Raw genomic sequence first — 13584 nt, 5'->3', positions numbered from 1 at the left:
TATGTCTTTTCTGGCTTGCTTCACGCAGGCCGCATCCGCTTCGGCGGTAGTGCGCTGCCGCGAGTTATCGATGTCATCGCGAACCTGGCGATAAGCAGAATCCGCAGACGATCACTTGAGCCGATCAAGCTCGATTCGCCAGCGCAGCCCCGAGGTTTTTTTGTGGATGGGGCTTCAGCCCGACGCTCTTCGCTCAGATCACCGCGAACCCACATCGCCTCACTCGTCATGCACCGGCGCACCCTCGCCCGCGATCTCCAGCAACTCGATCTCGAACACCAGCACCGAATTGGGTTCGATCTGCCCGGCCATGCCGCGTTCGCCATAAGCGAGCTTGGCCGGAATCCAGAACCGGTACTGGCTGCCCGGCGTCATCAACTGCACGCCCTCGGTCCAGCCCGGCATCACCTGGGCGAGCACGAATTCGGCCGGGTGATCGGTGTCGTAGGTGCTTTCGAACTTGCTGCCGTCGAGCAGGCGGCCGAGATAATTCACCCGCACCGTGTCGCTGGCTTTCGGGTGCGCGCCCTTGCCCGCGCGCATCACCTGGTATTGCAGCCCGGAGGCGGTGGTGGTCACGCCCTGCGCCTGCGCATTGCGCTTGAGGAAGGCCTCGCCGGTTTCGAGATTGCGCGCCGCCAGCGCCTTGGTATCGGCATCGTGCTTGCCGCGCAGGTGTTCGCTGAAACCTTCGCGGATGCGCTTGCTCTGCGCTTCGTCGAACAGCGAGGGACGGCCGGCCTGGGCATCGCGGATCGCGCGCAGCACCACCTCGGTATCGAGTTCGCCGCGCACCGGTTCGATGCTGCGGGCGAAATCGCGACCGACGATGTAGCTGACCTTGGCCTTGTCGCTGGCTACCTGCGCCGCGGTCAGCGGCGCGGGCGCATCCGCCGACGCCAGTTTCGCCGCATCGTTGGACGCGGGCGTACATGCGACGGCGGCGGCAAGGATGGCGCTGAGAAGGCAGATGCGAGGAACGGTCGAACGCGGCATGCAGGCGGCTCCGTGAAGCGATGGTGGCTTGAGTCGGTCGATACGGATCAGTCGGTGACCGCGAACGTCAGCATCATCCCCATGTCCTCGTGTTCGAGGTTGTGGCAATGAAGCATGTAGCGCTGGGTGCCGCTGAAGGGCTGGGAAAAATCGATGGCCAGACGCACGACTTCGCCGGGCCAGACCACGACAGTGTCGCTCCAGCCCAGGTCCTGCGGGTTCAAGCCGCCGGCCGCGACCTGGCGGCCGCGGATGTCCGGCGGGCTGATCGCGCGCGACAGGATCCGGAACTGGAATCCGTGCAGATGGATCGGGTGCGGCATGCTGGTCATGCTGTTGCGGATTTCCCAGACCTCGCGGCTGCCGCGTCGAACCGAGAACGCGGGCTCGTGACCGCTAAGGTGGAAATTCCAGTCGTTGATGAACCAGCGGCCTTCTTCGTCCATGCGCAGGCGCAGCGCGCGTACCGGCCAGGTCGTGGTGTCGGGCAACGGACCGATGGTCGAGATCGCGCTCAGGTCGGGCAGGTGCGCGGGCGGACGCTTGTCGGTCGCGCACTCGATCACCCGCACTTCCATCAGGTCGAGCGGCTCGCCCATCGCGGCCGCGCCGGGATGGTCGGCCATCGGATCGGGCAGGAACGCGCCCGATTCGTCCTCGTTCTCCATCGCCACGTAGTCCAGGCTGCGCAGCATCACCCGTTCGCCGGGCTTGAGCGCGCTGAAATCGACCAGCACGTCGATGCGCTGCGCCGGCGCGAGGAACACGTCGTCGACCGGCCAGGCGCGTTCGAGCAGGCCGCCGTCGGTGCCGATCAACTGCATCGTCAGCGCGCGCTCGCCCTGCATGAAGGCCGCGCGCAGCATGCGCGCGTTGGCAACATTGGCCAGACGGAAGCGATACCACGCGGGGATCACTTCGAGGTACGGCTCGGGTGTCCAGTTGACCATCACGCGATTGCCGATCCAGTCGTCGGCGCCGTCCTTGTAGACGATCGCGTTGTCGGCGCCGACCTGCTTGTCGGCGATCATCAGCGGCAGATCGCGTTCGCCCCAGCGCATGCCGAGGCGTTGGCGCAGCGCGAGCTCCTCCGCGTCCTCGATCAACAGCAGACCGGCCAGCCCGCGCTGCAGTTGCACGCCGGTGCGGCCGTGCGGATGGGCGTGGTACCAGTACAAGCCGGCACGGTTGTCGATGCGCAGGCGATAGCGCCGCTGCGTGCCCGGTTCGACCGGATGCAGGCCGCTGCCGTCGTTGGCTTCGTCAATCGACAAACCGTGCCAGTGGATCGTGGTGGCTTCGGCAAGACGGTTGTCGAGGCCGACCTCGATGGTGTCGCCGCGGCGCGCGCGCAGCAGCGGGTTGACCACCGCGCGCGCATTGATCTGCGTGGCGTAGGCCCACAGTTGCGTCGGCGCGCCGGGAAACAACGCCTGCGTCGTCGCCTGCGCGATCAGTTGCAGCGGCTGCCTGAGTTCGATCTCGGCCAGCAACCCTTCCGCGCCCGGCAGGCGCAGCGGCTGCACGAAGCGCGCCTCGGGCGCGAGCAGTTGCAGGTCCGGCGCGGCGGCCGAGCCCATGCGATGGCCGTGTCCGCCGGTCCAGCGCCACATCGCGATCGGCCCGGCCACGGTGGCGGCGCCGCCCACGGCGAGGCCGACCAGAAAGCGGCGGCGTTGCGGATCGGTCATTGGTGCGTGGTTCCCGGCTGCATGGCGCGACGGCTCTGGCGGTGGCTCGTGAGCGACCCGCCATCATCCACGCCGGTTATTGCAGATGCTGCCGGCAGGCGATGCTTCTGTGACGCGGGTCAATCCTGGAGCCGCCGATCGCGACGCTCAGATCGAATCGTCGAGCTTGGCCTGCCAGATCCGGTCGCCGAGTTCGTGCATCTCGACCCCGGCGAAGAATTGTTCGCCGAGCAGCGCGTAGTCGGGTTCGCTGGCGCCGCGCCAGTCGAGAAACTTCGGCCTATGCACCGCGAAGCCCTGCGGGTGGGCGGCGTTGCGGTAGGGGATGGCCATGGTCAGGGTCAGATCGGCGAGGTGGTCGCGCACGATCACGATCAAGGCATCGGTGCGCCCCGACTCCAGGGTGACATAGCCGTCGTGGACCACCACCGCCTGCGTGGCCTCTTCGTCGTTCTGGGCCAGGCTTGCGCGCGCCAGGGCCACACCGTCCTCGAGCGAGTCGGCGTCGTAGCGCACCATCTTGCGCGCGCCTTGCGCGTCCTCGTAGGCGTACAACGGAATCAGCGCCTCGCCGTCGGCGACGCACCAGACCCCGTGCGCGGCGAAGAAGCCGGCCAGTCGGATTGCTTGCTCCACGAAACTCCCCTCGACGTCGATTCAGTCGGCCCCCCGGCGGGGTCACTTTACACGGTGGTGGGGAGATTGCGATGCGCTTGGGGTTTTGACTGAGCGTCACCTTTATGTGCGGAAAGGAGCTGTGAGTCGCAATCCTGCTTGTGCTGTTCCCCCCTTTGGAAAAGGGGGGGATTCGCTTTTGCTCTTGCTTGTTTGCTCGGATGGAAGCGAAAAGCGAATCCCCCGCGCTGTCGTTTCGATTCGGCTTCATGCCCACGCCGGGCGCTCGCCCCCTTTTACAAAGTGGGCGACGGTTGGCGCGGTGGTCGCTTGCGTGAGGGATATTCCCCCGTCGATGGCTTCAGCGAGGGATCGTCAGCTGCCGATGACTTCAATGAGGGATCGATGCCTGATGAGGAACCGTGCGATCGGTCGCCTCCCCGACGCCTTGCGTCGACGCATCGACTGCCACGTCCGCCCCACCCTTGCGCGCCACCCACATCCGCAACGCCACATAAAACACCGGCGTCAGAAACAGCCCGAACAAGGTCACCCCAAGCATCCCGGCGAACACCGTCACCCCGGTCGCCGCGCGCACTTCGCTGCCGGCGCCCTGGCCGATCAGCAACGGCACGGTGCCGGCGATGAACGCGATCGAAGTCATCACGATCGGGCGCAGACGCAGACGGCAGGCCTCCAGCGCGGCGTCGACGATGCCGCGCCCCTGCCGCTCCAGTTCGCGCGCGAACTCGACGATCAGGATCGCGTTCTTGCAGGCCAATCCCATCAGCACCACCAGGCCGACCTGCACGAACACGTTGTTGTCGCCGCCGGTCAGCCACACGCCGGCCAACGCCGACAGCAGAGTCATCGGCACGATCAGGATCACCGCCAGCGGCAAGGTCCAGCTTTCGTACAAGGCCGCAAGCACCAGGAACGCCAGCAGTACCGCCAACGGAAACACGATCAGCGCCGACGAACCCTGGGTCGCTTGCTGATAACTCAGGTCGGTCCATTCGATCCGCATGCCGTTGGGCAGCGTCTTCTGGGCGATTTCACGCAGCGACTGCATGGCCTGGCTCGACGACAGCACGCGCGGATCGGACTCGCCGATCAGGTCGGCGGCGGGATAGCCGTTGTAGCGGATCACCGGGTCCGGGCCGTAGCTGTGGCCGAGGGTAACCATCGAACCCACGGGCACCATCTGCCCGCGCTCGTTACGCACGCGCAGGTTGGCGATGTCTTCGACGCTGTCGCGATGCGCGCCGTCGGCCTGGGCGATCACCTGATAAGTGCGGCCGAACTGATTGAAGTCGTTGACGTAGGCCGAGCCCAGATAGGTCTGCAAGGTATCGAACAACTCGCTCAACGGTACGCCCTGCGCCTTGGCCTTGAGCCGATCGACCTGCGCATCGAGTTGGGGCACGTTGGCCTGGTAGGTGCTGATCGGCACGCCCAGTCCCGGCGTGTTCGCGATCGCGCCGGTGAAATCGTTGAGCGCGTTCTGCAAGGCGCCGTAGCCCTGGCCGTCGCGGTCCTGGATGTACAGCGCATAGCCCGAGCCGGTGCCCAAGCCAAGAATCGGCGGCGGCATGAACGAGAACGCCACGCCTTCCTGCAGCCCTGCGAATTTCTCGTTGAGTTCGGCGTTGATCGCCTCGGCGCTGCGGCCGCGTTTGGCGAAGGGTTCGAGTTCGAAAAACAAGGTTCCGCTGTTTGGCGTGTTGGTGAATTGCAGAGGATTCAGCCCGGGATAGCCCTCCGATGCGTCCACCCCGTCGGTCTCCATCGCGATCGCGCTCATCTTGCGGATCAAGGCGTCGGTGCTCGACAGCGAGGCGCCGGCCGGCAACTGCACGCCGCCGATCAGGTACAGCTTGTCCTGGGTCGGGATGAATCCACCCGGCACCGCCTTGAACATCAGTCCGCTCAGCGCGAGCAACAGCACGTACACCGCGAGCACCGCGCCGCGCCGGCCGAGTAATCGGCCGATCGCGCCGTGGTAGCGCTGCGAACTCGAGCCGAAGAAACGGTTGAACGGACCGAACAGCCAACCCAGCAGACGATCGATGAGCCGCGTCGCCGCGTCTTTTGACGCCCCGTGCGGTTTGAGCAACACAGCCGCTAGCGCAGGCGACAGGGTCAACGAGTTGATCGCCGAGATCACCGTGGAAATCGCGATGGTGACCGCGAACTGCTTGTAGAACTGCCCGGTCACGCCCGACAGAAACGCCATCGGCACGAACACCGCGCACAGCACCATGGCGATGGCGATGATCGGCCCGGACACTTCGCGCATCGCCTGATGCGCCGCTTCCAGCGGCGTCAGCCCGTCGGCGATGTTGCGCTCGACGTTCTCCACCACCACGATCGCATCGTCGACCACGATGCCGATCGCCAGCACCAAGCCGAACAGGCTCAGGGTGTTGATCGAAAACCCGAGCAGGTACAAGGCCGCGAACGTGCCCACCACCGACACCGGCACCGCCAGAAGCGGGATGATCGACGCGCGCCAGGTCTGTAGGAACACGATAACCACCAGCACCACCAGCAGCACCGCTTCGGCGAGCGTGGTCACCACCGCCTTGATCGAATCGCGCACGAACACGGTCGGATCGTAGACGATGCGGTACTCCAGACCGGGCGGAAATTTCCGCGACAATTCGTCCATGCGCTCGCGCACCGCGTCCGACAGCGCGATCGAATTGGCGCCGGGCGACTCGAAGATGCCGATCGCCACCGCGTCGACGTTGTCGAGTTGCGCGCGCAAGGTGTAGTCGGCGGCATCGAGCTCGATCCGCGCCACATCCGACAAGCGCACGATGGTGCCGTCGTCGCCGCTCTTGAGCACGATCTGGGAGAATTCGGCCACGCTGTTCAAGCGGCCCTGACTGTTGATCGGAATCAGGAAATCGCTGCCGCCGGGCATCGGTTCGGCGCCGAGCTGGCCGGCGGAGACCTGCACGTTCTGTTCGCGGATCGCGCGCACCACGTCGCCGGCGCTGAGGCCGCGCGCGGCGATGCGGCCCGGATCGAGCCAGATCCGCATCGCGTAGTCGCCACTGCCGAACATCTGGGTCTGGCCCACGCCGGGCAGGCGCGCGAGTTCGTCCTTGAGTTTCAAGCTCGCGTAATTGCGCAGGTACAGCGAATCGTACTGACCGCCAGGCGATACCAGATGTACCAGCATGGTCAGCGTCGGCGATTGCTTTTGCGTGGTGACGCCTTGCCGACGCACGTCCTCGGGCAAGCGCGCCTGCGCCTGACTGACCCGGTTCTGCACCTGCACCTGGGCCTGATCGGGATCGGTGCCGGGTTTGAAAGTCACGGTGGTGACCAGCACGCCGTCGGTGCCGGCCACCGACTTCATGTACATCATGTCCTGCACGCCGTTGATCGCTTCCTCCAGCGGCGTGGCCACGGTCTGCGCGATGACTTTCGGATTGGCGCCGGGATAGACCGCGCGCACCACCACGGTCGGCGGCACCACGTCGGGGTATTCGCTGACCGGCAGCAGCGGCAGCGCGATCAGGCCGGCGGCGAAGATCAGGATCGACAGCACCGCGGCGAAGATCGGCCGGTCGATGAAGAAACGCGAGAAGTCCATGACGGTGTCCTGCCGCGACGCGCGGCCGCAAGGGGTCGCGGCCGGCGCATCGGCGTCGGCCGTTTAAACGTGAACCGGGTTCGCGGCGGGATTCGCCGCGCTCTTGCTTACGCCGCGGCGGCGATCACATCCGGCGTACGCCGCACCTGCACGCCGAACTCGCGCAGGCGTTGCAGCTGATACGCCGGGTCGATCAATCCATCGGGCGTGTACAGGCCGGGCGCGACCGCGTCACCACCGGCCAGCCCGAGCAGGCGTTCGACCCCGAGCGCGATGCCGATCGCGGTGATCGGCGCCTGGCCTTGCGGGTGAGTCAGCTCGTGCCGGCTGCGCGCGATGCGGCCGTCGTGCAGTTCGCCTTCCAGCTCGATCACGATCTCGGTCGAGAACGCTTCGCCGCGGCGCCGGCTCGCGCTTTCGCCCAGCGCCATGTCGAGCCGGATCGAATGCGCGTCGGTCGCCGCGGCCAGGCTCACCACATCCAGCGGCGAATACGCCGACGCCGCCACGCGGGTGCCGTCCACGCTCAGGAAACTGCGCGCGGCCTCGTCGCCACGCACCCAGCGCCAGCGGCCGTTTTCGAGAATCTGCGCGGCGGCGGCATCGACCAGTCGTTCGTAATCCGCCGCCGCGGCCGGGCCGCCCATGTCCTGTTCGTCGAGCAGCGCGCCGATTTCGATCCGGTCGACGCGGCGGAATTCTTCGGCGAAATGCAGGGCCGGCAAGGTCGCCGCGCCGGCCAGCCAGTGGCTGGCGAGCAGGATCGGCGCCGCGCCCGGCGCGCGCAGATGAAGCGCCACTTCCGGCGCGATCTCGAACGAACCGCTGGAGGTGCTGACGTAAGGCAGTCGGTGGCGTTGCGCGTACTTGAGCGAGTTGAGGGTGTCGTCCTTGACGAACAACACCACCGCGGAGAATTGCGCGTCCTCGGGCAGGCCGAGATCGGCGCGCTGCAGGTCCACGCGCAGTGCGCGAGCGTTGCCGAGGGTCGCGGCGACCGCGTCGGCGCGGGCCAAGTCGCGGCCGGCGATCGCGATCGGCAGCTCGGGATGCAGCCGGCGCAGGGCCTGCGCGCCTTTCGCGCCGACCACGCCGGAACCGCCGATGATGAGGACGGGCTTGAGAGCGTTTGCGTTCATGACGAGGATTCCGTGAGGTCGTAGAGGACGTGGCCGGCACGGGTCCATAAGGCGACCCGATTCAAACTACGATTGGTAACTTACCAATAGTAGGATACATTTGGCGCGCCAATGTCAAGCACTTCCCGATCACTTTTTGCAGAGCCGCGCCCATGAGTCCTTCCGCCCCCGCCCGACGCCTGCCCAAGGCCGAGCGCCGCGACCAATTGCTGGAAACGGCGATGACGATCGTGCGCGAGCAAGGCACCGACGCGCTGACCCTGGGCTACGTGGCCGAACGCGCCGGGGTCAGCAAGCCGATCGCCTACGAGCACTTCGGCACCCGCTCGGGCCTGCTGATCGCGCTGTACAAGCAGATCGACGAACGCCAGGCCACGACCGTCGCGCAGGATTTCGCCCGCACGCCCAAGCGCCTGGCCGATGTCGCCACATTGATCGGCGAGAGCTATATGAGCTGCTTCCGCACCGCCGGCCCGGAGTGCCACGCGATCTTCGCCGCGCTCAAGGGCGATGAGCAGATGGAGCGCGTGCAGCAGGAATTGGTGCAGGGCTATGTGGCGTTCTATCGCGATCTGCTGGCGCCGTACGCGAAGGTCGACGACGCCGAACTGCGGCGTCGCTGCATCGCCATCGTCGGCGCGGGCGAGTCCTTGTCGCGCGAGATGAGCGCCGGACGCATGACCGAAATGGATGCGGCGCGGACCCTGGCATCGCTGATCGAGCGCTGGATACGCGCGGATTAACCGCCGCGGCGAATCACGCCCGAATGCGGCTCAGTGACAACCATCACCGTCGCCGCATCCGCTATCGCCACCGCCGCAACCTGGCTTCGGATCGACCGCCATCGCAGGCACGAACTGCATCGACGCGGACGCGCATTACAAAACCTTCATGCAGCAAAGGCCCGCGCGGGGTTGACCCGGTGGCGATCGGCGAGGATCATGCGCCCGTTCACGCATTCCCGCCCACCCCAGAGGCTCCCCTTGGACAGTCGATCTAGACCTTTGCTGCAGCGCCCGCGCTGACGGATCGCCACAGGTCTGGGATGTCCCAGGTCGGCACCGTTCGCGCAGAACGGAGCCGCTATCGCCGAATCATCGATTCGCGCGTCTCTCTACAAGCACTGCAGTTTCCATCTGAAGACACCTGCCCAGGTGGCCTTTGGCGTTTCCGTTCGTCCGGAGATCGCCGATGCCCCCGAAGACCGCATTCGTCCTGAGCGCGGCGCGCTTGCTTGCATCCGTGCGTGCAGTGCGCGTCGACGCACGCCTGTTGATCGATGACACCGTCGCGCCCGGCCGCATCCGCGTGTCGAACGACAACGCACCCGCGAGCGAGCGCCACCGCGCAACCGACGACAAGCCGCGCCTGATCGCGCGCTGGCAACGCAATGGGCTCAACCATCGTCTCGAATGCCGTTGGCGCGCGGCCCGCGCCGAAGGCGTGAGCGAGGAACCTCCGCCGGCCGCGCGCCCGCGCACCGCACTCGCCCACGCCGCGGTCGTTCGACCGATACGCGGCGCCGTTCCATCGAGCCGTATCGAGATTCGCCATGACGCCCATCGTCCGTCACCGTCCGCACTCCCCGCTGATCGCCGCGCTGGTCCGCGCGCGCGGTTGGCCCAATGCCTACGACCTGGCCGCGTTCGCGCTGCTGATCGCCGCCGCGGCGGCGCTCGCGCACGGCGCGGCCGACATGCGCGAGCCGTTGTCCGGCCTGAGCCAACAGCCGGTATCGCTGCGGATCGCGAATCTGCCCGAGTACGCCTTGCGCACCACCTTGCGCATGTTCGCGGCGATGCTCGCCTCGCTGTTGTTCACCCTCGTGGTCGCCACCTGGGCGGCCAAGAGCCGGCGCGCCGAACGGGTGATCGTGCCCGCGCTCGACATCCTGCAATCGGTGCCGGTGCTCGGATTTCTCAGCTTCACCGTGACTTTCTTCCTCGGCTTGTTTCCGGGTCGTCAGCTCGGCGCGGAATGCGCGGCGGTGTTCGCGATCTTCACCAGCCAGGCCTGGAACATGACCTTTTCGTTCTACCAATCGCTGCGCACGGTGCCGCGCGATCTGGACGAAGTCAGTCGCGGTTTCGGCCTGAGCGCATGGCAGCGTTTCTGGCGCCTGGACGCGCCGTTCGCCGCGCCGGGACTGGTGTGGAACATGATGATGTCGATGTCGGGCGGCTGGTTCTTCGTGGTCGCCTCCGAAGCGATCACCGTCGGCGACACCACGGCCGAACTGCCGGGCATCGGCTCGTACCTGGCGTTGGCGATCGCGCACAAGGACATCGCCGCGGTCGCCTGGGCGGTGTTGGCGATGGCGCTGTTGATCGCGCTCTACGATCAATTGCTGTTCCGCCCGATCGTCGCCTGGGCCGACAAGTTCCGGGTCGAGCAGACTGCCGGACAGCAGCGGCCGGCCTCGTGGGTCTACGACATGGCGCGGCGCACGCGCCTGCTCAAGCGCGCGCTGCGGCCGCTGGCGTGGCTGTGGCAACGCGCGATGCTGCTGCGGCTGCGTCCACGCGCGATCGCGCCGGTACCCGCGCGCGCGACAGCGACGGGTTGGGCCGATCGCATCTGGCTGGCGCTGACCCTCGCGGTGGCGGCATGGGGCGGATGGTTCGCGTTCGATTACGGCCGTCAGACGCTCGGCTTGAGCGATGTGGCCGAAGCGTTCGGCGGCGGCCTGGCGACCTTGTCGCGGGTGGCGATCCTGATCGCGATCGCCAGCGCGATCTGGGTGCCGATCGGGGTGTGGATCGGCCTGCGTCCGCGGCTGGCCCAACGCGTGCAGCCACTGGCGCAGTTCCTCGCCGCGTTCCCGGCCAACGTGCTGTTCCCGGTGGCGGTGATCGCGATCATGCGTACCGGCGCAAACCCGGACCTGTGGTTGTCGCCGCTGATGGTGCTCGGCACCCAGTGGTACATCCTGTTCAACGTCATCGCCGGCGCCAGCGCGTATCCAACCGATCTGCGCGAAGCCGCAACGGTGTATCGGCTGCGTTCGTGGACTTGGTGGCTACGCGCGATCGTGCCCGGCGTATTTCCCTATTACGTCACCGGCGCGCTGACCGCGTCGGGCGGCTCGTGGAACGCGAGCATCGTCGCCGAGTTGGTGCATTGGGGCGATCAGCGAGTCGAAGCCTACGGCCTGGGTTCCTACATCGCGCGCGCCACGCAAGCCGGGGATTTCCATCGGGTGGTGCTCGGCGTCGCGGTGATGTCGCTGTTCGTCACCTTGTTCAACCGGACCGTGTGGCGGCCGTTGTACGCCTACGCCGAACGGCGGCTGCGTCTGGATTGATCGTTCGCGGCGACGCCTGTGCATTCGCATTGGCGCGTCGCCTTTCTGTTGTCGCTTCATCGGAGTCACGACCATGACCTTCTCCTCCCTCACTCCCGCACTGCCCGCCGTCGCGCCGCTGATCGAAGTTCGGCATCTGCGCCAGCACTACCGCAAGGACGGCGCCGCGCCGCTGGTGGTGCTCGACGATGTCGACCTGTCCCTGCATTCCGGCGAGATCGTCGGTCTGCTCGGCCGTTCGGGCTCGGGCAAATCCACATTGCTGCGCGCAATCGCCGGGCTGATCAAGCCCAGCGCGGGCGAGGTCGCGTTCTGCGGCACGCCGTTACGCCAGGCGCCGGCCGACATCGCGATGGTATTCCAGAGCTTCGCCTTGTTTCCGTGGTTGACGGTGTTGCAGAACGTCGAGCTCGGCCTGGAGGCGCGCGGCGTCGCCGCCGCGCAGCGTCGCGCCCGCGCGGTCGCGGCGATCGATCTGATCGGTCTGGACGGTTACGAAAGCGCGTACCCCAAGGAACTGTCCGGTGGCATGCGCCAGCGCGTCGGCCTGGCGCGCGCGCTGGTGGTGCAGCCACGCGTGCTGCTGATGGACGAGCCGTTCTCGGCGCTCGATGTGCTCACCGCCGAGACTCTGCGCACCGATCTTCTCGATCTGTGGTCGGAAGGACGCATGCCGATCGAAGCGATCCTGATGGTCACCCACAACATCGAGGAAGCGGTGTTGATGTGCGATCGCATCCTGATTTTCGGCTCCAATCCCGGCCGGGTAATCGACGAGATCCACGTCGATCTGCCGCAGCCGCGCGATCGGCTCGACCCGGCGTTCCGCGCCCAGGTCGACCGCATTTACGCGCGTATGACCGGCTCGCCGTCGGCGCAGGCGCCACGCGAGAGCGGCGCGATGCAACCGGGTCTGGCGATGGAACTGCCGCAGGTGTCGAGCAATCTGATGGCCGGTCTGATCGAAGCCGTCGCCGCCGCGCCATACCGCGGTCGCGCCGATCTGCCGGCCTTGGCCGAGCATTTGCGGATGGAAGTGGATGAGTTGTTTCCGATCGCCGAAAGTCTGCAGCTGTTCGGTCTGGCCACGCTCGGCGACGGCGATCTGCATCTGAGCGAAGCCGGCCTGCGTTTCGCCGGCGACGATATCGACGCGCGCAAGCGCGAGTTCGCCCGCCAGCTCGCGGCGAAGGTTCCCCTGGCCGCGCATATCCGCCGCGTGCTGGATGAGCGCGCCTCGCATCAGGCGCCGGCGCAACGTTTCCGCGACGAACTCGAAGACCACATGTCGGCCGATTACGCCGCCGCGACCTTGCGCGCGATCACCAGTTGGGCGCGCTACGCCGAGTATTTCGCCTACGACGAACAGGCCGATCGCTTCACTCTCGACAACCCGAGCTGAGCGATGGCCTCTCCAACCTGCCCACCTATCTTCGAAGGAGCCGCGGCATGCGCTTCATCCAGACGTTTCAGTTCTATCCCTTTCTCGACACGGTAATCAGCCTGCTCGCCGCATTCGTGCTCGGCACCGCGATCGGCGCCGAGCGCCAGTACCGCCAGCGCACCGCCGGACTTCGCACCAATGCGCTGGTCGCGCTCGGCGTGGCGGCGTTCGTCGACCTGGGCATGCGCCTGGCCGGCAGCGTCGAGGCGGTGCGGGTGATTTCCTATGTGGTGTCCGGTATCGGTTTTCTCGGCGCCGGCGTGATCATGAAGGAAGGCATGAACGTGCGCGGGCTCAATACCGCGGCGACGTTGTGGTGTTCGGCCGCGGTCGGCGCCTGCACCGGCGCGGACATGATCGCCGAGGGCGTGTTGCTGACCGGCTTCGTGATCGCCGGCAACACCTTGCTGCGGCCGTTGGTCAACGCGATCAATCGCATTCCGATCGATGCGCAGTTGTCGGAAGCGACTTACGAGGTGCGGCTCAGCGCCGATCCGGAGTCGCTGCCGGCCGCGCGCGAATGGCTGGTCGAGCATCTGGAGGCGGCGAATTATCCGGTCGGCGATGTCGCGCTCGACGAACACGGCGAGGGCGTGGTGGAGATCGTCGCGACCTTGGTCAGCACCGCGGTGGATGCGAAGGAATTGGACGCGGTAGTGGAGCGATTGCGGCGCATGCCTGGGGTCAGGCATGTGGCTTGGGAGTCGAGTACGCGGGATTGATTAGTGGGGATTTTGAATCGGGAATCGGGAATCGGGAATCGGGAATCGGGAATCGGGAATCGGGAA

At 66.6% G+C, this 13584-nt stretch carries 9 protein-coding genes; 4 read left to right on the top strand and 5 right to left on the bottom strand.

Translation table 11 applies throughout. The features are described 5' to 3' along the window. Nucleotides 1-219 precede the first annotated feature (219 nt). The 5 genes from ASD86_RS17180 to ASD86_RS17160 form a co-directional block, all read right to left on the bottom strand. Nucleotides 220-996, bottom strand: coding sequence for an FKBP-type peptidyl-prolyl cis-trans isomerase (locus ASD86_RS17180; protein WP_056113311.1), 777 nt, complete (start codon nucleotides 994-996; stop codon nucleotides 220-222). Between the two features lie 47 nt (nucleotides 997-1043). Further along, nucleotides 1044-2687: a multicopper oxidase domain-containing protein gene (locus ASD86_RS17175; RefSeq protein WP_056113308.1), complete on the bottom strand. Its 1644-nt coding sequence runs from the start codon at nucleotides 2685-2687 to the stop codon at nucleotides 1044-1046. 147 nt (nucleotides 2688-2834) lie between these two features. Next, nucleotides 2835-3323, bottom strand: coding sequence for a hypothetical protein (locus ASD86_RS17170; RefSeq protein WP_056113305.1), 489 nt, complete (start codon nucleotides 3321-3323; stop codon nucleotides 2835-2837). Between the two features lie 370 nt (nucleotides 3324-3693). After that, a complete protein-coding gene (locus tag ASD86_RS17165) occupies nucleotides 3694-6909 on the bottom strand; it encodes a multidrug efflux RND transporter permease subunit (RefSeq protein WP_082578449.1) in 3216 nt (1071 codons plus the stop codon). A gap of 107 nt (nucleotides 6910-7016) precedes the next feature. Beyond that, a complete protein-coding gene (locus ASD86_RS17160) occupies nucleotides 7017-8048 on the bottom strand; it encodes a hypothetical protein (protein ID WP_056113301.1) in 1032 nt (343 codons plus the stop codon). A 152-nt stretch (nucleotides 8049-8200) separates the two neighbouring features. Between ASD86_RS17160 and ASD86_RS17155 the strand changes: the two genes are divergently transcribed. From ASD86_RS17155 to ASD86_RS17140, 4 genes are all read left to right on the top strand, one after another. Continuing rightward, complete coding sequence (locus ASD86_RS17155) at nucleotides 8201-8791, top strand: TetR/AcrR family transcriptional regulator (RefSeq protein WP_056113298.1); 591 nt, start codon at nucleotides 8201-8203, stop codon at nucleotides 8789-8791. Between the two features lie 809 nt (nucleotides 8792-9600). Continuing rightward, nucleotides 9601-11352 (top strand): ABC transporter permease subunit, encoded by a 1752-nt coding sequence (locus ASD86_RS17150; RefSeq protein ID WP_056113295.1) that lies wholly within the window; start codon nucleotides 9601-9603, stop codon nucleotides 11350-11352. 73 nt (nucleotides 11353-11425) lie between these two features. Next, nucleotides 11426-12754 (top strand): nitrate/sulfonate/bicarbonate ABC transporter ATP-binding protein, encoded by a 1329-nt coding sequence (locus tag ASD86_RS17145; RefSeq protein WP_056113292.1) that lies wholly within the window; start codon nucleotides 11426-11428, stop codon nucleotides 12752-12754. A 47-nt stretch (nucleotides 12755-12801) separates the two neighbouring features. After that, a complete protein-coding gene (locus ASD86_RS17140) occupies nucleotides 12802-13518 on the top strand; it encodes an MgtC/SapB family protein (protein ID WP_056113289.1) in 717 nt (238 codons plus the stop codon). The last annotated feature ends 66 nt before the right edge of the window (nucleotides 13519-13584 follow it).

The organism is Lysobacter sp. Root690 (assembly GCF_001427785.1).
Lineage (GTDB): Bacteria > Pseudomonadota > Gammaproteobacteria > Xanthomonadales > Xanthomonadaceae > Lysobacter.
Note: the sequence above shows the minus strand (reverse complement) of the source record. Positions and strands in the feature narration are given on the sequence as shown.